26 protein-coding genes are annotated in these 24601 nt (G+C 66.0%); 15 read left to right on the top strand and 11 right to left on the bottom strand.

Features of this window, described 5'->3' with window-relative positions:
- The first annotated feature begins 2 nt into the window (after positions 1 to 2).
- Genes A5724_RS21860 through A5724_RS21850 form a run of 3 tightly spaced genes read left to right on the top strand, consistent with a single transcriptional unit; the run spans position 3 to position 2925 of the window.
- On the top strand, positions 3 to 701 hold the full coding sequence (locus A5724_RS21860; protein ID WP_232004929.1) for an SDR family oxidoreductase: 699 nt from the start codon (positions 3 to 5) through the stop codon (positions 699 to 701).
- Positions 671 to 1639, top strand: coding sequence for a glycosyltransferase family 9 protein (locus A5724_RS21855; RefSeq protein ID WP_082965192.1), 969 nt, complete (start codon positions 671 to 673; stop codon positions 1637 to 1639). The genes A5724_RS21860 and A5724_RS21855 overlap by 31 nt, the downstream gene beginning before the upstream one ends.
- On the top strand, positions 1630 to 2925 hold the full coding sequence (locus A5724_RS21850) for a UDP-glucose/GDP-mannose dehydrogenase family protein (protein WP_067807003.1): 1296 nt from the start codon (positions 1630 to 1632) through the stop codon (positions 2923 to 2925). Before A5724_RS21855 ends, A5724_RS21850 begins: the two co-directional genes overlap by 10 nt.
- Here the strand turns inward: A5724_RS21850 and A5724_RS21845 are convergent.
- The gene (locus A5724_RS21845) at positions 2922 to 3938 is read right to left on the bottom strand and encodes a DNA topoisomerase IB (RefSeq protein ID WP_067807000.1); all 1017 of its coding nucleotides are present in this window, start codon (positions 3936 to 3938) and stop codon (positions 2922 to 2924) included. The genes A5724_RS21850 and A5724_RS21845 overlap by 4 nt on opposite strands.
- A 268-nt stretch (positions 3939 to 4206) precedes the next feature.
- Here A5724_RS21845 and A5724_RS21840 point away from each other — a divergent pair, with 268 nt between their 5' ends.
- On the top strand, positions 4207 to 4638 hold the full coding sequence (locus A5724_RS21840; RefSeq protein WP_067806998.1) for an ATP-binding protein: 432 nt from the start codon (positions 4207 to 4209) through the stop codon (positions 4636 to 4638).
- A gap of 62 nt (positions 4639 to 4700) precedes the next feature.
- Entirely contained in the window at positions 4701 to 5423 is a 723-nt protein-coding gene (locus A5724_RS21835) for an RNA polymerase sigma factor SigF (RefSeq protein WP_369830652.1), read from the top strand.
- On the opposite strand, the gene A5724_RS21830 is transcribed toward A5724_RS21835, so the two are convergent.
- A complete protein-coding gene (locus tag A5724_RS21830) occupies positions 5394 to 5834 on the bottom strand; it encodes an STAS domain-containing protein (RefSeq protein ID WP_067806992.1) in 441 nt (146 codons plus the stop codon). The two genes, A5724_RS21835 and A5724_RS21830, sit on opposite strands and share 30 nt — an antisense overlap.
- Before the next feature lie 260 nt (positions 5835 to 6094).
- On the opposite strand from A5724_RS21830, the gene A5724_RS21825 reads away from it, so the two are divergent.
- Entirely contained in the window at positions 6095 to 6631 is a 537-nt protein-coding gene (locus A5724_RS21825) for an NTP transferase domain-containing protein (RefSeq protein WP_067806989.1), read from the top strand.
- Here the strand turns inward: A5724_RS21825 and A5724_RS21820 are convergent.
- Complete coding sequence (locus A5724_RS21820; protein WP_067806986.1) at positions 6628 to 6939, bottom strand: hypothetical protein; 312 nt, start codon at positions 6937 to 6939, stop codon at positions 6628 to 6630. The genes A5724_RS21825 and A5724_RS21820 overlap by 4 nt on opposite strands.
- Before the next feature lie 16 nt (positions 6940 to 6955).
- Between A5724_RS21820 and A5724_RS21815 the strand changes: the two genes are divergently transcribed.
- Positions 6956 to 7651: an SDR family oxidoreductase gene (locus A5724_RS21815; RefSeq protein ID WP_067806983.1), complete on the top strand. Its 696-nt coding sequence runs from the start codon at positions 6956 to 6958 to the stop codon at positions 7649 to 7651.
- Positions 7652 to 7653: 2 nt separating this feature from the next.
- Here A5724_RS21815 and A5724_RS21810 read toward each other — a convergent pair whose 3' ends face one another.
- Entirely contained in the window at positions 7654 to 9453 is a 1800-nt protein-coding gene (locus A5724_RS21810; RefSeq protein WP_067806981.1) for an acetyl/propionyl/methylcrotonyl-CoA carboxylase subunit alpha, read from the bottom strand.
- A gap of 199 nt (positions 9454 to 9652) precedes the next feature.
- Here A5724_RS21810 and A5724_RS21805 point away from each other — a divergent pair, with 199 nt between their 5' ends.
- Positions 9653 to 10339, top strand: a complete 687-nt coding sequence (locus A5724_RS21805) for a DapH/DapD/GlmU-related protein (RefSeq protein ID WP_067806978.1) — start codon at positions 9653 to 9655, stop codon at positions 10337 to 10339.
- On the opposite strand, the gene A5724_RS21800 is transcribed toward A5724_RS21805, so the two are convergent.
- On the bottom strand, positions 10340 to 10759 hold the full coding sequence (locus tag A5724_RS21800) for a SufE family protein (RefSeq protein ID WP_067806975.1): 420 nt from the start codon (positions 10757 to 10759) through the stop codon (positions 10340 to 10342).
- Positions 10756 to 11643 (bottom strand): sulfurtransferase, encoded by an 888-nt coding sequence (locus A5724_RS21795; RefSeq protein ID WP_067806970.1) that lies wholly within the window; start codon positions 11641 to 11643, stop codon positions 10756 to 10758. The genes A5724_RS21800 and A5724_RS21795 overlap by 4 nt, the downstream gene beginning before the upstream one ends.
- 120 nt (positions 11644 to 11763) lie before the next feature.
- On the opposite strand from A5724_RS21795, the gene A5724_RS21790 reads away from it, so the two are divergent.
- Together A5724_RS21790 and A5724_RS21785 are read left to right on the top strand one after the other, a co-directional pair.
- A complete protein-coding gene (locus A5724_RS21790; protein WP_232004927.1) occupies positions 11764 to 13113 on the top strand; it encodes a nucleotide sugar dehydrogenase in 1350 nt (449 codons plus the stop codon).
- Positions 13106 to 14086 carry an NAD(P)-dependent oxidoreductase gene (locus A5724_RS21785; RefSeq protein ID WP_067806964.1) on the top strand — a complete coding sequence of 327 codons (981 nt, stop codon included), beginning with the start codon at positions 13106 to 13108 and terminating at the stop codon, positions 14084 to 14086. The genes A5724_RS21790 and A5724_RS21785 overlap by 8 nt, the downstream gene beginning before the upstream one ends.
- Positions 14087 to 14147: 61 nt before the next feature.
- Here the strand turns inward: A5724_RS21785 and A5724_RS21780 are convergent, their stop codons facing one another.
- The 4 genes from A5724_RS21780 to A5724_RS21765 are packed head-to-tail and all read right to left on the bottom strand — an operon-like array spanning position 14148 to position 17587.
- Positions 14148 to 14792 carry a nucleoside triphosphate pyrophosphatase gene (locus tag A5724_RS21780; protein ID WP_067806962.1) on the bottom strand — a complete coding sequence of 215 codons (645 nt, stop codon included), beginning with the start codon at positions 14790 to 14792 and terminating at the stop codon, positions 14148 to 14150.
- The gene (locus tag A5724_RS21775) at positions 14789 to 15034 is read right to left on the bottom strand and encodes an acyl-CoA carboxylase subunit epsilon (protein WP_067806960.1); all 246 of its coding nucleotides are present in this window, start codon (positions 15032 to 15034) and stop codon (positions 14789 to 14791) included. The genes A5724_RS21780 and A5724_RS21775 overlap by 4 nt, the downstream gene beginning before the upstream one ends.
- Positions 15035 to 15087: 53 nt before the next feature.
- Positions 15088 to 16728, bottom strand: coding sequence for an acyl-CoA carboxylase subunit beta (locus tag A5724_RS21770; protein WP_067806957.1), 1641 nt, complete (start codon positions 16726 to 16728; stop codon positions 15088 to 15090).
- Between the two features lie 58 nt (positions 16729 to 16786).
- The gene (locus A5724_RS21765) at positions 16787 to 17587 is read right to left on the bottom strand and encodes a bifunctional 2-polyprenyl-6-hydroxyphenol methylase/3-demethylubiquinol 3-O-methyltransferase UbiG (RefSeq protein WP_067806955.1); all 801 of its coding nucleotides are present in this window, start codon (positions 17585 to 17587) and stop codon (positions 16787 to 16789) included.
- Positions 17588 to 18264: 677 nt separating this feature from the next.
- Between A5724_RS21765 and A5724_RS21760 the strand changes: the two genes are divergently transcribed.
- From A5724_RS21760 to A5724_RS21750, 3 genes are read left to right on the top strand one after another with little or no spacing between them, the layout of a single operon-like run.
- On the top strand, positions 18265 to 19404 hold the full coding sequence (locus A5724_RS21760) for a glycosyltransferase (RefSeq protein ID WP_067806952.1): 1140 nt from the start codon (positions 18265 to 18267) through the stop codon (positions 19402 to 19404).
- 14 nt (positions 19405 to 19418) lie between these two features.
- The gene (locus A5724_RS21755; RefSeq protein WP_067806950.1) at positions 19419 to 20102 is read left to right on the top strand and encodes an acyltransferase; all 684 of its coding nucleotides are present in this window, start codon (positions 19419 to 19421) and stop codon (positions 20100 to 20102) included.
- Positions 20102 to 21217: a glycosyltransferase gene (locus A5724_RS21750; RefSeq protein ID WP_067806947.1), complete on the top strand. Its 1116-nt coding sequence runs from the start codon at positions 20102 to 20104 to the stop codon at positions 21215 to 21217. Before A5724_RS21755 ends, A5724_RS21750 begins: the two co-directional genes overlap by 1 nt.
- A gap of 8 nt (positions 21218 to 21225) precedes the next feature.
- On the opposite strand, the gene A5724_RS21745 is transcribed toward A5724_RS21750, so the two are convergent.
- Entirely contained in the window at positions 21226 to 21909 is a 684-nt protein-coding gene (locus A5724_RS21745) for a hypothetical protein (RefSeq protein ID WP_156752400.1), read from the bottom strand.
- Positions 21910 to 22314: 405 nt separating this feature from the next.
- Between A5724_RS21745 and A5724_RS21740 the strand changes: the two genes are divergently transcribed.
- Both A5724_RS21740 and A5724_RS21735 read left to right on the top strand, forming a co-directional pair.
- Positions 22315 to 23499 (top strand): lipopolysaccharide biosynthesis protein, encoded by a 1185-nt coding sequence (locus tag A5724_RS21740; protein ID WP_232004926.1) that lies wholly within the window; start codon positions 22315 to 22317, stop codon positions 23497 to 23499.
- Entirely contained in the window at positions 23444 to 24574 is a 1131-nt protein-coding gene (locus A5724_RS21735) for a glycosyltransferase (RefSeq protein WP_067806941.1), read from the top strand. The genes A5724_RS21740 and A5724_RS21735 overlap by 56 nt, the downstream gene beginning before the upstream one ends.
- The last annotated feature ends 27 nt before the right edge of the window (positions 24575 to 24601 follow it).

The raw sequence follows: 24601 nt of genomic DNA, 5'->3' as shown, positions 1-24601 counted from the left end.
CAATGGAATTGGGCATGTTCTCGGGCAATGTGATCATCACAGGTGGATCGTCCGGCCTCGGCGCGGCCACCGTCCAGGCGATCATCGCTCATGGCGGCACCCCGCTGGTGATCGACCAGAAGGTGCCCGCAGCGGACGTGGCCTACGCACAGGCGGATCTGGCGGACACCGACGCCGTCGATGCCGCAGTGCGTACGCTCGCCGACCGCGTCGGTGGGCAGGTGCACGGAGTCTTCACCGCGGCCGGCATCGACTCCTGCGGCAAGCTCGCCGATGTGCCTGTCAAGGACTGGGAGCGCGTCGTGCACGTCAATCTGCTCGGCACCGCGGCGGTGATTCGCTCGGCGCTTCCGTATCTGAGAGCCACCGGGGGCACCATCGTCACCTGCGCGTCGACGCTCGGGATCAAAGCCGTGAGCGACGCAACCGCCTACTGCGCATCGAAATTCGGCGTTGTCGGACTGTCCCGTGCGCTGGCCGCCGAACTGGCGGGCGAGGTCGGGGTGACGATGTTGGTTCCCGGCGGCATGCATACGCCGTTCTTCGACGACCGCGACGAACAGTACAAGCCGCCGCCCGATGCGAAGCTGAACAAACCCGAGCATGTCGCCGAGACTGTGGTGTTCGCGTTGTCCCAACCCGCCGGCTGCGAGGTCCGGGAGATGGTGGTGTGCGCGTCGACGGAGTCGTCGTGGCCGTAAAGCGGTCACAGGACACCGTTCTGGTGCTGCGCGCGCTTGGACTCGGTGACCTGTTGACGGGGGTGCCCGCGCTGCGCGGACTGCGCCGCGCCTATCCCGACGCGCGCATCGTGCTGGCGGCACCCGAGCGGTTTCGCCAGTTGGCGCTGGCGTCCGGTGCGGTCGACGACGTCGAACCCACTCCGGGGCTGGGCCGGTTGCGCCCGCAGCCGCAACCGCCCGCACTGGCGGTGAACCTGCACGGCAGCGGGCCGGAGAGCATCGCCGACCTCGTCGCGCTGCGGCCACGGGCGCTGCTCACACATCGGCACCACGCCTATTCCGATCTGCCGGGTCCACCGTGGCGTACCGAGGTCCACGAGGTGGACCGCTGGTGCGGTCTGCTGGAATGGGCCGGAATCGCTTGCAAACCAGGAGATCTCGCGATCTCGCGGCCACCCGGCTATCCAGTCCGGTCCGGTGCGGTGGTGATTCACCCCGGCGCCGCGTACCCCGCCCGGCGGTGGCCGGCCGAACGGTTCGCACAGGTGGCCGCCGTGCTGCGCGACATGGGTCATGAGGTACTGATAACCGGCGACGCCAACGAGGTTGACCTCGCCCATTCCGTCGCGGCCGGTGCGGGCCTGCCGCGAACGTCCGTTCTGGCAGGCACTCTCGGCCTGCTGGAACTGGTCGCGCTGATCGCCGACTGCCGACTGCTGATATGCGGTGACACCGGCGTCGGGCACATCGCCACCGCGACCGGGACACCGTCGGTACTGCTGTTCGGCCCCACCCCGCCGAACCGCTGGGGACCGCGGGGCGCCGGCCCGCACATCGCGGTGTGGGCAGGCGATCGGGGAGATCCGCACGCCGACCGACCGCACAAGGGCCTGCTGCTGATCACGGTGTCGCGAGTGCTGGATGCGACCAAGAGTCTGCTGAGGGAATGCGCGTGAGTCAGCTTCGGATCGGAGTCGTCGGCGCCGGCTACGTCGGGCTGACCACCGCGGTATGCCTGGCCGAGCGCGACCACGACACCGTGTGCCTCGACATCGACGCCGAGCGCGTCGAGCAATTGCGCCGCGGCGTTGCGCACATCGACGAACCTGGATTACCACTGCTGCTGCGGCAGGGACTCGAGCACAGGACACTGAGATTCAGTTGCGACGGAGCCGATCTGGCCGACCGCGAGGTCGTGTTCGTCTGCGTACCCACCCCGAGCGGTTCCGACGGATCGGCGGATCTGCGGGCGGTCGACGCGGTGGTGGAGCGACTCGGGTCGGTGCTGCGCCCCGGCGCCGTCGTGGCCCTCAAGTCGACGGTTCCCGTCGGCACTACGCGCCGTATCGATCAACGGCTGCCCTCCGGCATTCGCGCGGCGTCGGTGCCCGAGTTCTTGCGTGAAGGCCACGCGGTCTACGACTTTCGCCATCCGGACCGCATCGTGATCGGCACCGACGATCAGCGCGCGGCCGACGTGCTCGCCGAGGTGTTCGGCGCCGGGCCCGCGATGCTGCGGATGACACCGGAAAGCGCGGAACTGGCCAAATACGCCAGCAATGCCTTTCTCGCCGTGAAGATCTCCTACGCCAATTCGCTTGCCCGGCTGTGTGCCGAGGTCGGTGCAAACATCGCGGATGTCACCCGGTGCATGGGTGCCGACGTGCGCATCGGACAGCACTTCCTGCAACCCGGTCCCGGCTGGGGTGGCTCGTGTCTGCCCAAGGACACCGCCGCGCTGCTGCACACTGGAAGGGTGCACGGCGTCGCGTTGCCGGAGGTGGAATCGGCGCGGTGCACCAACGCCGCGCAGCCGGGCCGGATCGCCGCCGCGTTGCGCCGCAGCTTGTCGGTTCCGCTGCACCGTGCCCGGATCACCGCGCTGGGGCTGACGTTCAAGGCAGGCACCAGCGACGTGCGGGATTCGCCTGCGTTGACCATCTGCGCCGAACTGGCCGGGGCAGGCGCGCAGATCACCGGATACGATCCGCGGCTGGCGACCATCGAGCCCGCGCCGGTGCGCCGGTCGGCGATCACCGCGGTCGATGACCCGTATCTGGCCGCTAAGGACGCCGACGCCATCGTGGTGCTCACCGAATGGCCCGAGTTCCGCGAACTGAACTGGCAGCGGATCGCCGAACAGGCGCCGGGTGCGGTGGTGGTCGACACCCGCAACCTTCTCGACGCGGCCGCGCTGGGCGGACTGACCTACCTGGGCAACGGAATCCCGGCGGGTTTCTAACCTTTCCCCACTTTGCGAATGAGTCGCGCGGTGCTGCTTTCCAGGATCGCCTGCCGCTCAGCGGGTTTCTTGCTGCGGTTCGCCCGGCGCACGCCTGCGGCGATGGTCATTCCGGCCTCATAGCCTTGCACCACCCGCGGGTCGACATACGACGACCGGGCGACCGCCGGGGTGTTGCCAAGTTCTTCGGCGACCTCCTTCATCACCGCCGATTCGACGCGTTTGATCACCGTCTTGTTTACGGGCGGGTCGGCGTCGACGAACGCGGCGGCACCGAGCACCGTGCCGTGCCACGTCCGCAGATCCTTGACCGTGTAGTCGTCGCCGACCAGTTCCTTGAACCGGGCGTTGAGATCGTCGGCGTGCAGGTCGACCCAGTCGGAACCATTGCGGCACACCAGGAATCGATTGGAGTCACGACGGTCGCGCAACAGCGCGCGTACCGAGCGGACCACCTCGTCGTCCTCGATCATCAGTGTCCGACGCACTCCGCTCTTGGCCGGATAGTCGAATTCGACCGCCTGCTTCTGCAGCGCGACGTGCTCGCAGAGCAGGGTGGCGATCCCGTACGAGTTGTTCTCCTCGGCATACTGCTCACCGCCCGCCCTGAAGTACCCCAAGTCGAGCAGCAGCAGGGCCAGCGCGAGCACCCGGTCCCGGTCCAGGCCGCGGCCACGCAGGTCGGCGGTGATCTGTCGTCGCATCTCGGGGAGCGCGGCCGACATCGCGAGCACCCGGTCGAACTTCTCCTCGTTGCGTTCCTCCTGCCACTGCTGGTGGTAGAAGTACTGGCGGCGGCCTGCCGCGTCGGTGCCGACCGCCTGGATGTGACCATTCGAATGCGGACAGATCCACACCTTCTTCCACGCGGGCGGAATCACCAGTGCTTGGATCCGCTCCAGGGTGGCCTGATCGGTGACCGGCGCGCCGTCGTGATCCTGGTACGAAAAGCCTTTACCGCGGCGCACCCGGCGTATCCCGGGGCCGCTGACGGAGCTACGACGAAGTTTCATGTTTGATGAGCAACGACGAGTGGGTACTGGACCTCCACCATGGTGAAAAGGAAAGCGATGGGCGCTGCGCGGGATATCTCGGCATCGGCGTCACTGCATCATCAACGTCGTCAGCGCCTGTGCGGGTCGCCACCGGAAGTCCTGCATGACGGGGTGTTACCCCGCCCTCAGCGCCGTCACACGTTCGCACGGATATGCCGTCGGAGCGTCAGTGGCTAGCTCAGACGCGGCCTGGGGTAGTGTCGCGAAAAAATTCCCGGGAGGTCAGATGGCCGACGCGAGCACAGACATCGGACGGCGGCGAAGCGACCGGTCCGTTGAGCTCCGGGTCGCCGCAAAGCTGGAGAATTTGGCGGTGCTGCGCACCTTGGTGGCCGCCGTCGGCACATTCGAGGATCTCGATTTCGACGCCGTCGCCGATCTGCGACTGGCGGTCGACGAGGCGTGCACCCGGCTGATTCGATCCGCCGTTCCTGGTTCGACACTGCTGCTGGTCGTCGAGCCGAGTAACGATGCGGTCGTCATCAACGCATCGACCACCTGCAAGAGCCTTGACATCCTCGCGCCAGGCAGTTTCAGCTGGCACGTGCTGAGTTCGCTGACCGACGAGGTGGCGACGTTCCAGGACGGGCAAGGCCCCGCCGACGAACAGGTGGTCGGGATTTCGATGACGACGAGGCGAGCGAGTTCGCTGCAGTGAGCCCGTCGTCGGCCCAGGGTTCGCCGTCGCGTCCGAACTCTGAATACGCGGACGTCGCCGACATGTTCCGCGAACTCGAAGAGCTGCCGGAGGCCTCTCCGCAGTTCCAACGCCAGCGCGACCGGATCGTCGAGCGGTGCCTTCCGCTCGCCGACCACATCGCCCGTCGGTTCGACGGGCGCGGCGAGCCACGTGACGACCTTGTCCAGGTGGCCCGTGTCGGACTGGTCAACGCGGTGATCCGGTTCGACGTGCACGCCGGTTCGGATTTCGTGTCCTTCGCCGTGCCGACCATCATGGGTGAGGTTCGCAGGCATTTCCGCGACAACAGCTGGTCGGTCAAGGTGCCGCGCAGGCTCAAGGAACTGCATCTACGGTTGGGCGCGGCGACCGCCGAATTGTCTCAGCGACTCGGCCGGGCGCCGACCGCTACCGAACTGGCCGCCGAGTTGGACATGGACCGCGACGAGGTAATCGAGGGTCTGGTCGCAGGCAGTTCTTACAACACGTTGTCGATCGACAGTGGCGGCAGCGGCAACGAGGACGCACCTGCGATTGCCGACACGCTCGGCGACGTGGACCTGGGTCTCGATCAGATCGAGAACCGAGAAGCGTTGCGGCCGTTGCTCGCTGCGCTACCAGAGCGCGAGCGGACCGTCTTGTTGCTGCGGTTCTTCGAGTCGTTGACACAGACGCAGATCGCCGAGCGAGTCGGCATCTCGCAGATGCACGTGTCCCGCTTGTTGGCGAAATCGCTAGCGCGACTTCGGGACCAGCTGCAGTAGCCGGCGGGGTTCACCCTGTACGGCGGCGAGCGCCGCATCGACGCTGTCGCAGATCGGCAACGTCGAGTCGGGATCGCAGATCCGCATCAGTCGCACGACGGCCGGGCTGGGCGTCATGGCCCAGTCGACCTTCTCGGCGGCACAACGGACGTTCAGGGTGTGCAAGGCGGAAAAGCCCGCGGTACCGAAGAAGTCCACGCCGGTCAGATCCAGCACGAGGCGGTCGAGATGCGCGGCATGCCGCAGGGCGTAGTCGACGAACTGCTGCGCGTTGGCCGCGTCGAGTTCGCCGTGCGCTGCGATGACCGCCATCGACGGTTGCAGCCACCTCGTGGCGAAGTGCGCGGTGTGGCAATCGGTGGGTTCGATGAGAGAGCCCGGCGAAGCCGGACCCGTTTCGGGGGTAGACATTGTGACTCCATCAGTCGGAATGCGTGATTCGTACTGTGGTTCACGTCAAATAATTCGGCCCTGCGTCCTCAAAGCCTCGCTACAAGGCGGGTTTTTCGACCCTGTGCGTCGTCTGACGCTTCCAGTGGGCTGTGAACTCAACCTGGTTCGACCTTACGCCCGTTCGCTCTCGCACCGCAATTGAACGGCCAGGTTTCTCAAAACGCCAGGTCAAATCGCAAATCGCAGATCCGGGCATCCTCGTGGTTCACAATGGCCACATGCCCAACAGGGTCGCGGGCGTGCTGCTGGCCGCGGGTGCAGGCACGCGCTACGGCAAGCCGAAAGTGCTTGCCCAGGACGGCAGCTGGCTTTGCTCATGCGTCGCCGCGTTGGCCGACGGAGGATGCGACGACGTGGTGGTGGTGTTGGGTGCCGCGGTCGTCGACGTGCCCGTGCCGGCCAGGGCTGTGGTCGCGACCGACTGGGAGCGCGGACTCAGCGCCTCGGTGCGGGCGGGCATCGACGCCATCGACGCCGATTACGCGGTGTTGCACGCCGTCGACACCCCTGACGTGGGCGCCGACACCGTGCGGCGGGTGCTCGACGCGGCGCGGACGTCGGCCTCGGGGTTGGCACGGGCCCGCTACCGCGACCGGCCCGGGCATCCGGTCGTCATCGCGCGCAGGCACTGGCCCGCGCTGCTGTCGGAACTACACGGCGACGAAGGCGCACGGCCGTTCCTGGCCGGGCGGCCCGACGTGACGGCGGTGGACTGCGCCGATCTGGCGTCGGGACGGGACATCGACGTGCGTTAGAGGCTTTCGGCGAAGCGGCGCACCGCGTCGCCCGCTGCCTGCGCGGCCTCGGCGTGGCCGGGTCGTGCGGGCAGGCCGATGCCCCCGGTGGCGGGATCCAACGTCACCTCGGCGAGCAGTTCACCGGTCGTCGGCTCGCACACCGCCCACGAGTACATCGCATCCGAATCCCATTGGGCTTCGCACCGCGCGACGTAGCCGGCGTCGGTTTCGCCCAGTTCGGCCAGTGCGGGCCGGTCGTCGATGCGGTCGTCGGCCCGCAGCGCCCGCAGATACCAAGCACCGGCATTGATTTCGACGGGCTCCACGCGTCTGATGGTAGGCATGAAGATCACGGTTATCGGCGCAAGCGGGCTCATCGGCGCGAAGGTGGTTGATCTGTTGACCGCCGAGGGGCATGACGTCGTGGCCGCGTCGCGCCAATCGGGTGTCGACGTGCTCACCGGCGACGGCCTCGCCGACGCGCTCAGTGGCGCCGACGCGCTCGTAGACGTCGTCAATTCGCCGTCGTTCGAGGACGATCCGGTGATGGAATTCTTCACGAAGTCCACCACCAACCTCGTCGTGGTGGCGGCACGCGCGGATGTCGGCCATTACGTCGCGCTGTCGATCGTCGGCGTCGACGGTCTGCCCGACAGCGGTTACATGCGGGCAAAAGTGGTGCAGGAGAAGATCATCACCGAGTCCGGCCTGCCCTACACAATCGTGCGGGCCACGCAATTCGTCGAATTCACCGACGCCATCACCGATTCCATGACCGCAGGCGACGAGGTGCGCGTCCCGGATGCGCTGATCCAACCGATCGCCGCCGACGACGTCGCACGGAACGTCGCGCGTGCAGCGGTCGCCGCACCACTCAACGCGGTGGTGAACATCGGTGGGCCACAGAAGATTTCGTTCGAACAGATGGCCCGTGACTCGCTGGCCCGACGGGGCGACGACAAGACGGTCGTCGTCGACCCGAAGGCGGCCTACTTCGGCACGCTACTGGCCAAACGCAGCCTGGTGACCCCCGACTAGCGCTACTTGATCTCGGCGAGGACAGTGCCCTGGGTGATCGCGGCGCCCGGCTCAACGGCGAGGCCGGTGATCGTGCCATCCTTGTGGGCGGTGACCGGGTTTTCCATCTTCATCGCCTCGAGCACGACCACGAGGTCGCCCGCGGACACCTGCTGACCTTCTTCCACGGCCACCTTGACGACGGTGCCCTGCATCGGCGCGGTCACTGCATCACCCGACGCCGCGGCGCCAGCCTGCGCGCCACGCTTACGCGGCTTGGGCTTCTTGCGAACGACGTTGCCGCCGCCCGCCGGTACGCCGCCGCCCCCGATCGCGAGGTCGCCGGGCAGCGACACCTCGAGTCGACGGCCGCCGACCTCCACCACGATGGTCTGCCGCGGGACGGTGTCCTCTTCCTCGATCGGATCGCCGCCGGTGAACGGTTCGACGGTGTTGTCCCACTCCGTCTCGATCCAGCGGGTGTGCACCGAGAAACCGTCACCGTCGCCGATGAACGCCGGGTCCGACACGATCGCCCGATGGAACGGGATGACGGTGGCCAGGCCCTCGACGTTGAATTCGGCGAGCGCGCGGCGGGACCGGGCCAGCGCCTCCTCGCGGGTGGCGCCGTAGACGATCAGCTTGGCCAGCATCGAGTCGAACTGCCCGCCGATGACCGAACCGGTCTCCACGCCGGAGTCCAGCCGTACCCCGGGGCCGCTCGGCGGCTCGAACTTGGTCACCGGGCCCGGCGCGGGCAGGAAGCCGCGGCCCGCGTCCTCGCCGTTGATCCGGAACTCGATCGCGTGCCCGCGCGGCGCCGGGTCCTCGGTGATGTCGAGGGTCTCGCCGTTGGCGATCTTGAACTGCTGCAGCACCAGGTCGATGCCCGAGGTCTCCTCGGTGACCGGGTGCTCGACCTGCAGACGGGTGTTGACCTCCAGGAACGAGATCAGCCCGTCCTGGCCGACGAGATACTCGACGGTGCCCGCGCCGTAGTAGCCGGCCTCTTTGCAGATGCGCTTGGCCGACTCGTGGATCTCCTTGCGCTGCGCGTCGGTCAGGAACGGCGCGGGCGCCTCCTCGACCAGCTTCTGGAACCGGCGCTGCAGCGAGCAGTCGCGGGTGCCTGCGACGACGACATTGCCGTGCTGGTCGGCGATCACCTGCGCCTCGACGTGACGCGGCTTGTCCAGGTAGCGCTCGACGAAGCATTCACCGCGGCCGAACGCCGCAACCGCTTCACGAGTCGCCGAGTCGAACAGCTCAGGAATCTCCTCGATGGTGCGGGCCACCTTCATGCCGCGGCCGCCGCCGCCGAACGCGGCCTTGATCGCGACCGGCACGCCGTACTCCTCGGCGAACGCGACCACCTCGTCGGCGTCTTTGACCGGATCAGGGGTGCCCGGCACCAACGGCGCCTGGGCGCGCGCGGCGATGTGGCGGGCGGTCACCTTGTCGCCGAGGTCGCGGATGGACTGCGGGCTGGGTCCGATCCAGATCAGCCCGGCGTCGATGACTGCCTGCGCGAAATCGGCGTTCTCAGAGAGGAATCCGTAGCCGGGGTGCACCGCGTTGGCGCCGGACTTCTCCGCGGCGTCGAGCAGCTTGGCGATGTCGAGGTAGGACTCGGCGGAGGTCTGCCCGCCGAGCGCGAAGGCCTCGTCGGCCAGCCGTACGTGCGGCGCGTCGGCATCGGGTTCGGCGTACACGGCCACGCTGGCCAGCCCGGCGTCCCTGGCTGCCCGGATCACCCGGACCGCGATCTCCCCACGATTGGCGACAAGCACCTTGGAGATCTTCGAGCTGGCGTGACTAGGCACTTCGCCTCCTGGTGGCAGATTCTCTAAGAAACGTCTTTAAGAATGTAGCGTCTCGCAGTTTAAGGGGCTTGACCGCCCGGCCCACTCGCGGGTGCGGCGCGCTACGAGCAAATTCACGGCGCGTTTGGAAGGTTCACCGCCGCCGGAGTTAAGGTGGCTGCTGATCCAGGAGTTAGCTGAGGCTATTGAGGGAGCACTCTTGTTCGTTGAACCGCAAGCGTCCGACCCCGAAGTGATCGCCCGCAAGCGTGAAGTAAACCCCGATGTGCGCATCCCGCCGAAGATGGAGTGGGTCACCGAGCCTGACGGCCGCATCGTCAATTACAAGCTCGAGGGCGAGACCCTGTTCCACCGGATCCGCGATGTCTACGTGGCGTACTTCTACAACACCGTCGTCACCTACATCCCGTTCCACTTCATCCGGCTGGGCTATCTGCGCCTGTTCGGCGCGAAGATCGGCAAGGGCACGGCGATTTGCCGGGGCACCGGTGTCTGGTTCATTCCCTACATCGTGATCGGAGACCGCGTCTCGATCGGATTCCGCTGCCTGCTGGACGCCAGGGCAGGCATCGCGATCGGTGACGACGTGGTCATCGCCAGCGACACGCAGATCATCGCCGGCGGGCACGACATCAACCACCCCAACTTCGTCCCTGCACCCAACCCGCCCGACCCCATCGTCATAGACGATCACGTGTGGATCGGCAGCCGCGCGATGATCCTGCCGAGCCTGATCGGGCGGGGCGCCGTGGTGGCCGCCCACTCGGTGGTCAACAAGGAAGTGCCGCCGTTCGCGATCGTCGGCGGGGTGCCCGCCAAGGTGATCGGCGAGCGGAACAAGGACGCGCTTCAGTACAGCGGCAAGTACAAGCTGCCGTTCTTCTGATCAGTTCTCGCGCAGCCTGCGCTTGATCCGCGCCAGCATCGCCGACATGCCCCGCAGCCGCAACGGGCTGATCAGCGCGGCCAGCCCGAGCTCGGAGTAGAAGTCGTCGGGCACGGCGAGGATGTCGTCGACCGACTGCTTGTCGAGGCCTGTCGCCAGGATCGCGGCGAACCCGCGCGTCGTCGGCGCCTCCGCGGGAGCACTGAAATACAGCCGCACCTTGTCGCGGTCGGCCGCGTCGACGTGAAGGAACAGCGGCGACTGGCATTCCGGCACCGGCTCCATCGCCGCCTCTTCGAGATCGGCTGGCAGCGGGGGCAATTCGTTCGCGAACTCCAGCAGCAGGGCAAGCTTGTCCTGTCCCTGCACGTCCTGGAAATCCGAAACGACTTCGGCCAGTGCCGCCGGCATGGCGCTCATGGTGCGCTTCCAGGCTCTTCCCCGACGGCGACGGGCACCCGCACCGCGTTACCCCATTCGGTCCACGAGCCGTCGTAGTTGCGCACCCCGGGCTTGCCGAGCAGGTGGGTCAGCACGAACCAGGTGTGGCTGGACCGCTCCCCGATGCGGCAGTAGACGACGGTCTTGTCGTCGGGCTGCAGGAAGCCGTACAGCTCCTCGAGTTCCTCGCGGCTGCGGAACCGGCCGTTGTCCCGAGCGGCCTTGGCCCAGGGGATGGAACGGGCGGTGGGGATGTGGCCGCCGCGCAGCGCACCTTCTTCCGGGTAGTCGGGCATGTGGGTGCGTTCCCCGGTGTATTCCTGCGGCGAGCGGACGTCGATCAGCGGTTGCTTACCGAGGATCTCGAGGACGTCTTCCCGGTAGGCGCGGATCGGCGCGTCGTCGCGGTCGACGACCGGGTAGCCGGTGCTCTGCTTCGACGGGACGTCCAGCGTGGTTTCGCGGCCGTCGGAGATCCACAGGTCGCGGCCTCCGTCGAGCAGTCGCACGTCGGGATGGCCGAACAGGGTGAACACCCACAGCGCGTAGGCGGCCCACCAGTTGCTCTTGTCGCCGTAGATCACGACGGTGTCGTCGCGGGCGATGCCCTTGCGGTTCATCAACTCGGCGAACTGCTCGCCGTTGATGTAGTCCCGGATATTGGGATCGTTGAGGTCGGTATGCCAGTCGATCTTCACGGCGCCGGGGATGTGGCCGGTGTCGTAAAGCAATACGTCTTCGTCGGATTCGACAATGGCAAGCCCCGGGCGGCCCAGGTTGCCCGATAGCCAATCGGCGGTGACCAGGCGTTCGGGATGGGCATACGACTGTAGGGCGGGATCTGGATCAGCAGGCAGCGGCACACCACGAGCCTACCCAGGCGGCATACGAAACAGCACATGCCCACTGCTGCAAATGCGGGGCGGCGACGTATTGTGATCACTTGTCGTCGCAACGTCTTCGCGCTAGGAACATGAGGAATGATGGCTGAGCCAGCAAAGTACGACGTGGGAATTGTCGGACTCGGTTTCGTGGGGCTGACGTTGGCGACTGTTCTCGCCGAATCGGGCACCTCGGTGATCGGCGTCGAGAAGCGGCCTGAGATCGTCGAGATGACCAACGCAGGCACCCCGCACTTCACCGAGTCCGGTCTGCCCGACGCGCTGGCGGGCGTCACGAGGTCCAAGAAGTTCGTGGCCGTTGAGCAGTTCGACGACAGCTTCACCTGCGACACCTACATCATCACCGTAGGGACGCCGCTGTCGGCCGACGGAGTGGCCCGCCTGGACATGATCGAGGCGGCGGCCCGCGACATCGCCGAGAACATGCGCGACGGGGCGCTGGTGATCCTGCGGTCGACGGTGAAGGTGGGCACGACGCGCGATGTGGTGGCCCCGATCCTGACCGCGAGCGGTAAGAAATTCGATATCGCGATGTGTCCGGAACGCACGCTGGAAGGCAAGGCGCTGCAGGAATTGCGCGAATTGCCGCAAATTGTCGGAGCCGACGATCCGGCCGTCGCCGATCGGGCCGCCGCGCTATTTCGGCGGCTCACGATTTCGATAGTCCAAGTCGCCGATATCGAGACCGCCGAGATCATCAAGCTGGTCAGTAATACCTTCCGCGATGTGCAGTTTGCGTTCGCCAACGAGGTCGCGCGGGTGTGCGACGCGTTCGGCGTCAGCGCGCATGAGGTGATCTCCGCGGGCAAGCTCGGCTACAACCGCACCAACATCCCGTTGCCGGGTCTGGTCGGCGGGCCCTGCCTGGAGAAGGATCCGCACATCCTGATGGAGAGCGCGCGGTCGCGCGGCATCGAGATGGAGATAACCACGGCGGGCAGGTTGGTCAACGAACGTCAGCCGTTGGAGACCGTTCAGTTCATCAGCAGCGAGATCAGGCGCCGCAATCTGGCAGCGGCGGGCCGGTTGCGGATCAACATCCTCGGCATGGCGTTCAAGGGGATCCCCGAGACGAGCGATCTGCGCGGGTCGATGTCGATCAGGGTGCTCGATGCGTTGAAGAAGGCACACCCGGAAGCCGAGATCGGGGTGTACGACCCGATCACCTCACCGGAAACGCTTGCCGCCGAGTTTCCCGACGAGAAGGTGTTCAACAGGTTCGGCGACGCTGTCAGCGGGGCGTCGGTGGTGGTGATCGCCAACAACCATCCGTCGCTTGGCACCATCGGGCCGCGCACCATCACCGAGTTCATCAGTCCCAACGGGTTCGTCTTCGATTATTGGAACCACTTCAGCCATTTACCCGCATCGGAGCTGGGCGACTCGTACTTCGCGGTCGGCCGCAGCGGATGGGCGCCGATCGATGGCTGAGCGCGTAGTCGTCACCGGCGGTGGCGGTTTCATCGGTGCCTACCTGGTCAAGCGTCTGGTGCGCGACGGGTGGGATGTTGCGGTCGTCGACAACATGGTGCGCGGCGACGCCAGCCGATTCGCCGAAGTCGCTTCGGACGTCGAGCTTTTCACGTGCGACGTGCGCGACCAGGATGCGCTGGAGAAGGCGTTCAAGGGCGCCGAGGTCGTCATGCACCTGGCCGCCGTCAACGGCACCGAAAACTTCTACAAGAAGCCGGAACTCGTGCTCGAGGTGGGCATGCTCGGCATGTTGGCGGTCGCCAACGCGGGCCGCAATGTCGGCGTGCCCGATCTGGTGGTGGCGTCGACAGCCGAGGTGTATCAGACGCCGCCGGTGATACCGACGCCGGAGACCGTTCCGCTGATGCTGCCCGACAGCCTCAACCCGAGATATTCCTACGGCGGCGGCAAGATCGTCAGCGAGCTGATCGCGTTCAACTACGGCCAGGACCACTACCGTCAAGTGCAGGTTTTCCGGCCGCACAACGTGTTTGGGCCCAACATGGGCTGGAAGCATGTGGAGCCGCAGTTCATTCTGCGGGCGCTGGCGTGTCAGGAGACCGGCGACGGGACGTTCCCGATTCAGGGCGACGGCACCGAGACGCGGTCGTTCTGTTATGTGGACGACGTCGTCGAAGGCATTCTGACGATGTACGAAAAGGGCGGGCACCGCGAGATCTACCACATCGGCAGCGATGAGGAGCTCACCATCCGCGAACTCGCCGCGCGCATCGGCAAGATCGTCGGTATCGACTTGGACATTCGGCCCGGCGCGCTGCACCAGGGCGGCACCAAGCGGCGGTGTCCGGACATCTCGAAGATGCGCGCGCTGGGATGGTCACCGGTGGTCGGACTCGACGAGGGCCTGGAACGCACGGTGGCGTGGTACCGCGAAAACCGCGACCTGGTGCCCGCCAACGACCTGATGTAGCCGCGAAACTGCCGTTATCGCGCGGTAGTTCGAGGCGGCGCGCGACAACTGCAGTCTCGCGCTAAAGGGTGACCGGGTTGGCGGCCCACAGGTCGCGAATCGACAGCCCGGCCAGCGCCAGCAGTCGGCGCGTCAACGGCAGACCGATGCCGATCACCGCCGACGGGTCGCCGTCCACCCCGTCGACGAACCAGCCGCCGAGTCCGTCGATGGTGAATCCGCCCGCCACCGCCAGCGGTTCGCCCCGCGCGACGTACGCATCGAGGTCGTCGGGGGAGGGGACGCCGAAGTTGACAGTGGTGCGCGTCGCATCGGCGGCGCGATAGGTGATCGCGTTGTCGCGCAAGCGGATAACGCAATGCCCGGTGTACAACTGGCCGGCCGTTCCGGCCATCTGCCGCCAGCCGTCCAACGCGTCTGCCGCCGTAGCCGGTTTACCCATCAGCCTGCCGTCGCGGTACAGCATCGAATCACAGCCCACTACAACGCAATCCGCCGCCACGGCTGGATCGAGGGCATGGGCGACCGCGTCGGCTTTCGCCGCCGCCAACGCGGTGGTGACGTCGCCGGGGGTGGCCTCGGGGTCCAACCCGGCGATCACCGCGTCCTCGTCCACACCCGAGACGATGACAAGCGGATCGATTCCCGCCTGGCGCAGCACCTTACGACGACCGGGCGAGGCCGACGCAAGCACCAGCCGGGTCATTTGCGCATGTGCGTCCGCTCCAGCAGCGTCACCCGCTGCCAACTGAAGACGTTGTAGCGGAGTCGGTCCACCGGATGGCCCCAGAGATTCTGCTCTTGTTCGCGTGGCTGCTCAGGCGTGCCCGAGGCCGCGGCGAACACGGCGATCACCGCGGCCAACTCTTCCTCGGTCGGCTCGCCCTTGACGACCTTGATGTGCGCCTCGTGGGCGTGCGGATCGACGACCTGCTCTTCAATACTCATGGCTGTCGGTTCGCTCTCTCGTCACGTTCGCTTCGCGAACTGCACTCGGCCGCTCACAGTGGAATGTTCCCGTGCTTCTTCGGCGGAATCTGGGTGATCTTGCGCTCCAACAACCGCAGCGCCGTGGCCACATACCCGCGGGTGTGCGACGGCGGGATCACCGCGTCGACGTAACCACGCTCGGCCGCGATGTACGGGTTGACCAAGGTGTCCTCGTAGTCCTGCTGCAGTTTGAGCCGCAACGCATCGACGTCCTCGCCGTTCTTGGCGGCCTCGGTCAGCTGCTGGCGGTACACGAACCCGACGGCACCCGAGGCGCCCATCACCGCGATCTGTGCAGTCGGCCAGGCCACCACGACGTCGGCGCCCATGTCCTTCGATCCCATCACGCAGTACGCGCCGCCGTAGGACTTGCGGGTGATGACGGTGACCTTCGCGACCGTAGCCTCGCCGTACGCGTACAGCAGCTTGGCGCCGCGGCGGATGATGCCGTTGTACTCCTGGTCGGTGCCCGGCAAGAAGCCCGGCACATCCACCAGCAACACGATCGGGATGTTGAAGCAGTCGCAGGTGCGGATGAACCTGGCGGCCTTCTCCGACGCGTTGATGTCCAGGCAGCCCGCGAACTGGGTGGGCTGGTTGGCGACGATGCCGACCGTGCGTCCCTCGACCCGGCCGAAGCCGACCACGATGTTGGTGGCGTAGCCGGCCTGCACCTCGAGGAACTCGTCGTCGTCCAGGATGCGGGTGATCACCTCGTGCATGTCGTAGGGCTGGTTCGGCGAATCCGGAATCAGCGTGTCCAGCTCGACGTCCTCGTCGGTCAGGTTGTCCTCGATGGCGCCCGTCGGCACCGCAGCCGGGTAGCGCGGCGGATCGGCGTAGTTGTTCGACGGCAGGTAGCTCAGCAGGTCTCGCACGTAGTCGAACGCGTCCTGCTCACCCGAGGCGACGTAGTGCGCGGTGCCCGACTTGGCCATGTGGGTGTGCGCGCCGCCGAGCTCCTCCATGGTGACGTCCTCGCCGGTGACGGTCTTGATCACGTCGGGGCCGGTGATGAACATCTGGCTGGTCTGGTCGACCATGATGACGAAGTCGGTCAGCGCGGGGGAGTACACATGCCCGCCGGCCGCGGCACCCATGATCAGCGAGATCTGCGGGATCACGCCCGACGCCATGATGTTGTTGCGGAAGATGCGGCTGTACAGGCCGAGCGAGACGACGCCCTCCTGGATCCGAGCGCCCGCGCCGTCGTTGATGCCGATCAACGGTCTGCCGGTCTTGATCGCGAGTTCCTGAACCTTGACGATCTTTTCGCCGTACACCTCGCCGAGGCTGCCGCCGAACACCGTTGCGTCCTGGCTGAAGATGCAGACCTCGCGGCCGTCGATGGTGCCGTACCCGGTCACCACACCGTCGCCGAGCGGGCGCTTGTCCTGCAGGCCGAAGTTGGTGCTGCGGTGCCGCGCCAGCGCGTCGAGTTCGACGAACGAATCCTCGTCCAGCAGCGCCAGGATGCGTTCCCGCGCGGTCAGCTTGCCCTTGGCGTGCGTCTTCTCGACGGCGGCCTCGCCGACTGGATGCAGGGTCTCTTCGGTCCGCCTGCGCAGATCGGCCAGCTTGCCGGCGGTCGTGTGAATGTCGATCTCGTGCTCGGCGGCCGCTTCAGCCTTCTGCTCGGAAACGCTCGTCATGGTGGTCGATGCTAACGAACGGCCTTAAAGTCTTCTTAGGCAGGCGTCCGCAGCGTGTCTAGCCGGAGGCGTTTCTGATCGCCTTCTCGGGCGCGGTGGCGCTCGACGACGCCGCCCCGGACTCGTAGCCGACGTGGGGCTTACGCAGGATCACCACCATGAAGCTGGCCATATAGGGGACCGGGTGACGGTGCAGCATCTTCATCTTCAACTGCTCGAGCCCGTGCAACGGCGGAATGCGGCGGTAGTACCCGTGACCGAAAGTGGCGTTGATTCGCTCGACCTCGAATCCGGCGCTCTCGTATCGCTTTGCCGTGCGTTCGGACGGTCCGAGGCACCACCGGTAATAGGCGGGGAACTTCTGCTGCTTGGGATCGGCGATTCGGGAGGGCTGGAAGAACCGCACCAAAGCGTGCGCCTGCTTCTCCGGGATCAAGTGGTTGACCAGAATCGGCAAGCTGTGCAGCGTCGGGAAGAAATGCACCGAAAGCCCGCCCGGGCGGAGCAATTTGAAGCAGTTCTCGTGGAATGCGACAGGGTCGGGCAAGTGCTCGACGAGCATCTTCGAGAAGACCATGTCGTAGGAGTTGTGACCGCCGTTGATCGGCTGGCAAAGGTCCGCGACCCTGGTCTCGACTACGCCTTCGCCCTTGGCGAGTTCCTGGGCGGAGATGTCGACGACCACCCGCTGCTGTAGGAAATCCCAGTTCGAATCCGCGACGATCGGGTTTGCCCCGCCGCCGAGTTCAGCGACGGATTTTGCGCCCTCCCGCTTCGCGAGATCGACGAGTAAGTCCTCATATCCGTTCCACAGCTCGTCGATATCCATGTAGACGACTTTGCCGGGGGGGATGGCCATGTATGCACTCCAAAAGGTTGTGGTGCCGGTCGCAATTGAATTGTCATTTCCCGCGGTATTTGCCGGCAAACTCAAATTCCTCGACAAGCCCCCCAGGCTACCGTGACCAACTTACAAGTAGCTCAGTGTCGGGTGCAAGAACGCCGCGTACACCGCGCACTTCACCAGCTAATCCTCGTGACGTCAAATCATCGGAGGACACGTCGTCGTGCCTGGCACCACGAACAGGCGAAGTCTGCTGAGTCGCCAACTGCCGGCACCGGCCGGCAAACATCCCACCGCCGCACTTTTGTAGCGGTAGGTGCCGATGTCGGCGCCGTTGACGAATCATCAACCCCGGCGCAACCTACCTGACCCGGCTAGCCGTCGCAAGGCACGCAGCGAACTTGCTGGCGGCATCGGAAACGGACCGTCAACAGACGTTACTCTGCCGAGGTCCATTCGCTATCTGGATAGAGATCTGCACCGGTGTGCGACCTGTTCGTGTCACGCCGACATGGCCGGAAGATGGCCCGAAATCGTCGATTATGCGTTTTGCCAGGATTTGCCGCGGCGATGTTTGGCCGCGGTTGGACAGTGCGGTACGTTTGCAGTCCTAATGGAATCGGCGGGTCTGGTCGTCAGCCCGACCGACTCGGATCCGAGCGTCAGCGCAACCTTTCGAGGGGATTACCAGCGTGCAATCAGACCGCAGGTACGACGGTGTCGACGGCCCGAAGGTGGCGATCGCCCACGACTATCTCACCCAGCTCGGCGGGGCGGAAAAGATGGTTCTGTCGATGAGCCGCGCCTTTCCGAACGCGCCGATCCACACGTTGCTGTACGACCCGGCGCTGACGTATCCGGAATTTGCCGACCGCGATATTCGGGTATCGGCAGCCAACAAGGTCGGGCCGCTGCGCAGGCATCACCGCGTGGGCCTGCCGATCTGGCCGTTGGTGGCGAACTCGATGTTCGTCGACGCCGACGTGGTGCTGACCAGCAGCAGCGGCTGGGCGCACGGCTTCCGTACCAGGGGCCGCAAGCTCATCTACTGCTATTCGCCCGCACGGTGGCTGTACCTGCCCGACAAGTACCTCGGCGAGGACGCCGGCCTGGCCAAGCGCATCGGGCTGGCGGCCACCTCGCCCTATCTGAAGGCGTGGGACCGCCGCCAGGCCCGCTCCGCCGACAAGTATCTGGCGATATCGACTTTGATCAAGGGGCGCATCGCCGACGCGTACGGCATCGACTCCGACGTGGTCTTCGGGCCCGCTGAAATGTCGAATCTCGCTGCGGCCGAGACCATTCCCGCCCTGGGCGGCACCGGTGCGGAGAACGGTGGCTTCTACCTGTGCGTGTCTCGGCTGCTGCCGTACAAGAACGTCGACGTGGTGATCCGCGCGTTCGCGAACACCGACCGGCAACTCGTCGTGGTGGGCCGGGGACCGGAGGCCGAGCGGCTGCGCGGTATGAAGACGTCCAACGTGCACATGCTGTCGGATCTGACCGACGGCCAGATCTCCTGGCTCTACGAGAACTGCAGGGCGCTGATCGCGGCCAGCTACGAGGACTTCGGCCTGACGCCGATCGAGGCGGGGATGCGGGGCAGGCCCACGGTCGCGGTGCGCTGGGGTGGCTTCCTGGACACGGTCGACGAAGGCCTGTCCGGAATCTATTTCGACGAGCCGGAACCCAAGGCCATCGCCGAGGCGCTCGACCGATTCGAGCAGATGGAGTTCGATCCGGACAAGATCCGTCGCCACGTCGAGCAATTCGACGAAGAGCACTTCGCCAAGCGCCTCTATGCCGAGGTGGACAAGTTGGCCGGCAGCTGAGAGGAGCAGGACCCATGTGGAAAGAACCGCAGAAGCCCGATCCCGAGGACATCGCCCGCAAGCGCGAACTGGCTCCCGATCTGGTTGTCGTCCCCGGGCCGACGTGGGTGCTGTCCGAGGACGGCGAGAGACTGGTCAGCTACAAGATGCAGGACCTCAGTTTTACGCGGAAGGTCCGCAACCGCGTCGCCACGCTGCTGTACAACATGTTCATCACCTACATCCCTTCGCACACAGTGCGATTGGGCTTCTTGAGGCTTTCGGGCGCGAAGATCGGCAAGGGCTCGTCGATCATGCGCGGCACGACCATCCTGGACCCGGAGTTCCTGCGGATCGGGACGAACAGCACCATCGGCATGCGGTGTCTGATCGACGCGCGCGCCAGTGTGTGGATCGGCGACAACGTCACCCTGGCCAGCGACGTGCACATCGTCGGCGGCGGCCACGACATCAACCACCCCGACTTCCTGCCGGTGCCCGGCATCCCCACCGTCATCTGTGACTACGCCTGGATCGCAAGCAGGGCAATGACATTGCCCTGCATCATCGGCCGCGGCGGCGTCGTCGCCGCGCACTCGTTGGTGACCAAAGACGTCGGCGAATGTGAAGTGGTGGGCGGCGTTCCGGCCAAGGTGATCGGCAAGCGTGACCCCGAGGCGCTGAAGTACAGCGCCAGTTATCGACCGCTCTTCCACTGATGGTCGACCTCGAGGACTACCGTCTGGTCTTCGTCGCGCCTGCGCGCGGCAAGACCGCGGTCGGCGACTACTCCGAAGACTTCCTCACCGGAGTGCGACCGCATTTCGGTGAGGTGGTCGAGGTGCGGTGCGGTTCGCCGGGCGACGACGGGATCGCCGAAGCCAGACGCGCCCGCAAGGCCGTCATGGACTACGTCGCCACCGCTCCGGCAGGCCGGGTGCTGGTGCACGCCGAGTTGGCGGCAGGCGGCTTCGTGCCGTTCTGGTCGATCGTCGGACTGCGCGGCGTGCCGGTGACCGCCACGATTCACGATCCGCCGCAAGGGGTTTGGTGGCCGTGGTCGGCGAGGTTCATGCACCGCAGCCGACTGCTCTTCCACGGCGTGCACTTCCCGACGCAGCGCGTCACCACCGCGCTGGAGGGCCGGGTCTACACCGGCAGGACGTTGGTCGCGCTGACCGAAACCGGCAGGCGGTCCATCGAACAGAGGTACCCGCACCTTTCCGCGGTGCACATCCCGCACATCGTGCGGGACCGGCCGACGATCCGACCCGCCCAGGACCGGCCGAAGGCGATCGGGTTCTTCGGACATGTGTACCGCGGCAAGGGATTCGAGCAGATCGAAGGCATCCGTAAGCAGTTGCCGGACGACGTGCTGATCCGCGTCGCGGGCCGCGGCACCGAGGCGCTGCCCCGTGAGGACGGTATCGAGGTGCTGGGCGCCGTTGACGGTCCTGACGAGGACGCGTTCTTCGAATCTGTCCGCGCGATCGTGGTGCCCTACGGGAAGCGGCATTGGCAGGACGTCACTTTCCCTGCCTCAGGTGTCGTCGCGCACGCGATGGCATACCGCACACCGATCGTGACGACAGGATACGGCTCGCTGGCCGAACTCGACACCAAGACCGGAGCGGTCGTCGTCCCCGTCGATCACGACGAACCCGAAACCGTCGCAACAGAATTGGCACGCACCATCACCGAGCTGGTGGACGATCAGCCGCGGCTGACTGAACTGGGCGAGTACTCCGAGAAGACCCGTCAGGACCGCTCCGTGCCGCGCACCGCCGAGGCGTTTGCCGCGGTCTGGTCCCGGATACTCGCTGCGCCCAACTGAATTGACGGCTACTCGGGGTCGATTTCGTATTTGCGGATCGCAGACTCGAGCTGCTCTGCGCTGAACTCCTTGAGCGAGGTGATCACCGCCATCCGACCGCCTACGAGACGGTCGATGTTGGCGAACTCATCGATCGCCTTGTAATGCGGACGGTCGCCGTAGTCGTCCATCGCGATGGTCCACCCGCGCTCGTTCTGCAGCATCCGGATCGCCTTGAGCACGCACGCGACCCGGAAGCGCCCGTCGACCAGAACGAAGTCCGGAGTCCGCCCGCCCTCCAGGCACTCCGGCGGTGGATCGGAGTAACGCCGGAACTTCTCCAGCCTGCTCGCCGAAGGACTGCGCAGGCCGATCGGGCGCCCCCAGTGTCCGGTCAACCCGATGTCGCCGTACTTGTACGTCTGGCCGGTCGGCTGGGCCAGGCCGGCGTCGGCGATCTTCTTGCGGACGCTTTTCAGGAAGTACGGATCCGAGTCGACCGCAATGAATTCGATCCCGTGTTTGGCCGCCAGATACGTGGAGCCGCCCGTTCCGTATTCCAGATAGCGCTTCGATCCGGTGAGCGTCTCGAGGAAAAAGGCGAGCCCCTCGTCGCCCTTGCCGTCGGTGCCGTAAAAAAACGGACTATCGGGGACGGGGAAGTCCATGACCCGCTGAAGAACCAGAAATTTCAGGGTTCCAGCAATACTCACGCGTTACTCCTGCAAAAGGCGAACGACTGTCGGCACAGCCTACTCGATGCGCTCAGCAACCGCCTTCAGGGCCCGGGTTTCGGCCAGGCGCAGGGCCGATCGTGCACGTGGCCGACGCGACCGCGCCACTTCTCGTCACATCGTGATCGCGCCGCACCAGTGCGCGGCGTACCTCCCAGCAACTTCACTGAAGTGACGTGGCCAGCGCAAATGGCGACGCCCGGAGAGCCCGGCTTGTCACCATGACGAGTTTGCGGTTCCATCTACTTCGAAAAAATAATCCGCACTCGCGGAACACTGACCGAAAACGGTCGCCGCCGCCACTCAAAGGGATTGTCAGCGTGATACCAGCCTGTACTGAAGGGTCCTGAGCTGTCCACGCCGCAAGCCGGCACCCGCCGCTCCGTGAAGACGCTGATGTCGCTGATGTTCGTCTACGGCGGCAGGGCCGCGGGCCTGCTGTGGACGCTGGCGATGATCCATCAACTCGGCATCAGCCAGTACGGCCTCTACAGCCTGGGCTTCGCGGTCACCTCGGTGCTCGGGCAGACCCTGAACAACCCGTACGTGGTGCGCGCAGCGCGCGAACCCGAAGAGGACTTCGTCCGGGAGCGCGCAAGCCGCTACCTACTCGGCCTCGCGCTCATGCTGCTGGCGCAGGTCTTCCTGCCTATCAACTACATCCTCTGGTTCGGCATCCTCGCCGCGGGCGGTGAACTGTGCGTCGGCGCCTATAAGGCGCGCGCGCTACGCGAAGGAGACCCGCACCGCACCTCCCGGATCGACACCAGCCGACAGATCGGCAGCGTCGTCGCGGGCTGTGCCTACCTGTTCGGCACGCACATCGCCGGACTCGGCGAGCCGACGCTGCTCGGCGCGAGCATCGCCTACTGCGTGCCCTATGTGGTGGTCGCGGTGCTGGCCGCGTTCACCGTTCGTGGCCACCGCCCGCAATGGCCGGGTCCGATCCGGACCATCCTGGTGCTGTCCGGTGAGATGCTCGGCACCGCCGCGTTCCTGCAGGGCGATGTGCTGCTTCTCGGTTGGCTGACCGACACCACGGTCGTCGGGTACTACAACCTGACCTGGGTGCTCGCCTCGGCGATCGGCTATGTGGGCCAAGCGTTCGGCGCCACCTACACCCAGCCGCTGCGGGACAGCGGTGGCGACGTGAAGACCGGTCCACCGCTGAAGCTCACCGTCGCAATAGGTTTGGCAGGCGGGCTGATTGTTCTCATCACGGGCATCGTGCTGTTGTTCACGCCGGTGCCGCATCAACTCGCGGTCGCGATGGTCGTCATGTCCGCGTACGCCACCTTCCGCACGATCATCATGGTGTTCACGTTCATCCTTTACGCCCAGCGGCGCGACGTGATTCGGCTGACGTCGGTGATCGGCTTGGTGCCAGTCAAATTCGGCATCCTCGCCGCGCTGGCGGCGCCGTTGGGTGCGGTCGGCGCGGCGATCGCCACATCCGTCAGCGACTTCCTGCTGTTGGTGATCTTCACCGTCGCGATCTACGGAAGGAGGTGGAATGCCAAGGGCGACGTTCCTGTTGTCGAAGGACCCGCTGACCGAGCGGGCGGGTGATGTCGAGCTGGGCCGGCTGATGATGCAGCTCGCCGCCGACGCCTATGACGTCTCAGCGATATGCCTGTCCGGACAAACCGGTGCGGCGCAGTTGCCTGGCGGCATTCCGGTGACCCGGATACCCAAGCCGCAGATCCGGCCCGCCCCGTTGCTTGCCGACGCGGTCCGCAAGCGGCGCAGCTTGGTTCACGTCCGGTTCGACACCGCGGCGCTGGCGGCGGCGATCGAGGGAGTCGACGCCGACGTGTTCGTCGCAGAGCACAGCTACATGGCCGAATCGTTCTTGCGTAGCAACAAGTTTCGCAATGCGGCGCTGGTCGTCAACACCAACGTCAGCGAGGCCCTGGTGTGGCGGGCCACTCGCGGGACGCTCGGCAGGCTGGAGGCCTCCCGGTTGCGAAGGGACGAAGTCCGTGTCGCCAGGGCGGCGAACGCCGTTGGCACATACGACGAACCCGAGGCACAGTTCTACCGGGCCAACGGGGTGCCTCGCGCCCGTTGGCTCGATCTGACGTTGCCGCCGGTGCCGCAGGTCGACGTCGCTACCTCGCCGCGCCGACTGGTGTTCATGGGCTTACGCGACTGGCCGCCGAACCAGGAGGCGTTCCTGTACGCACTGAGGCTGTGGCCGCGGATTGCGGCGGGCATTCCCGGCGCGGAGTTGTGCGTGATCGGCAAGAAGAAACCGGGCGCCGCCGATCCGGTGTATCCGGACGGGGTTCGCGACCTCGGTTTCGTCGACGACCTGCAGGCGTTTCTCGGCACCTGCCGGGCCATGATCGCGCCGATCAAGACCGGTGGCGGCGTCCGGGTGAAGATCCTCGACTCGCTGCGGATGGGGCTGCCGGTGGTCGGTACCAGCGCCGCCATCGGCGACCTGGGGTCGCTGTTCGGCCTCGAAACCTTCGACGACGACGACGGTTTCGTCGAAGAGTGCCGCAGGCTTCTTGTGGACCAGACGGGGGCCGCGGCGATCGGCGACCGGTTGTACGAGATCAACCGGCAGCGCTGGGAGCAGCGTCTACCGCACCGCGCGGTGGAAGCGCTGCTGCGCGCCGACACCGTCGCGGCCTAGCTGAGCGTCACCCTCACGCCGGTGAAC

This window comes from Mycobacterium sp. ACS1612 (assembly GCF_001667505.1).
Lineage (GTDB): Bacteria > Actinomycetota > Actinomycetes > Mycobacteriales > Mycobacteriaceae > Mycobacterium.
This window is presented reverse-complemented; position numbering and strand designations above follow the sequence as displayed.

Coding starts and splice junctions, on each gene's coding strand:
- A5724_RS21770 (WP_067806957.1), bottom strand. CDS start 16,728: ATGACGAGCGTTTCCGAGCAGAAGGCTGAAGCGGCCGCCGAGCACGAG.
- A5724_RS21845 (WP_067807000.1), bottom strand. CDS start 3,938: ATGAAACTTCGTCGTAGCTCCGTCAGCGGCCCCGGGATACGCCGGGTG.
- A5724_RS21830 (WP_067806992.1), bottom strand. CDS start 5,834: ATGTCTACCCCCGAAACGGGTCCGGCTTCGCCGGGCTCTCTCATCGAA.
- A5724_RS21755 (WP_067806950.1), top strand. CDS start 19,419: ATGTGGAAAGAACCGCAGAAGCCCGATCCCGAGGACATCGCCCGCAAG.
- A5724_RS21840 (WP_067806998.1), top strand. CDS start 4,207: ATGGCCGACGCGAGCACAGACATCGGACGGCGGCGAAGCGACCGGTCC.
- A5724_RS21860 (WP_232004929.1), top strand. CDS start 3: ATGGAATTGGGCATGTTCTCGGGCAATGTGATCATCACAGGTGGATCG.
- A5724_RS21815 (WP_067806983.1), top strand. CDS start 6,956: ATGAAGATCACGGTTATCGGCGCAAGCGGGCTCATCGGCGCGAAGGTG.
- A5724_RS21750 (WP_067806947.1), top strand. CDS start 20,102: ATGGTCGACCTCGAGGACTACCGTCTGGTCTTCGTCGCGCCTGCGCGC.
- A5724_RS21780 (WP_067806962.1), bottom strand. CDS start 14,792: ATGACCCGGCTGGTGCTTGCGTCGGCCTCGCCCGGTCGTCGTAAGGTG.
- A5724_RS21790 (WP_232004927.1), top strand. CDS start 11,764: ATGGCTGAGCCAGCAAAGTACGACGTGGGAATTGTCGGACTCGGTTTC.
- A5724_RS21775 (WP_067806960.1), bottom strand. CDS start 15,034: ATGAGTATTGAAGAGCAGGTCGTCGATCCGCACGCCCACGAGGCGCAC.
- A5724_RS21785 (WP_067806964.1), top strand. CDS start 13,106: ATGGCTGAGCGCGTAGTCGTCACCGGCGGTGGCGGTTTCATCGGTGCC.
- A5724_RS21735 (WP_067806941.1), top strand. CDS start 23,444: ATGCCAAGGGCGACGTTCCTGTTGTCGAAGGACCCGCTGACCGAGCGG.
- A5724_RS21800 (WP_067806975.1), bottom strand. CDS start 10,759: ATGAGCGCCATGCCGGCGGCACTGGCCGAAGTCGTTTCGGATTTCCAG.
- A5724_RS21825 (WP_067806989.1), top strand. CDS start 6,095: ATGCCCAACAGGGTCGCGGGCGTGCTGCTGGCCGCGGGTGCAGGCACG.
- A5724_RS21850 (WP_067807003.1), top strand. CDS start 1,630: ATGCGCGTGAGTCAGCTTCGGATCGGAGTCGTCGGCGCCGGCTACGTC.
- A5724_RS21765 (WP_067806955.1), bottom strand. CDS start 17,587: ATGGCCATCCCCCCCGGCAAAGTCGTCTACATGGATATCGACGAGCTG.
- A5724_RS21835 (WP_369830652.1), top strand. CDS start 4,701: ATGTTCCGCGAACTCGAAGAGCTGCCGGAGGCCTCTCCGCAGTTCCAA.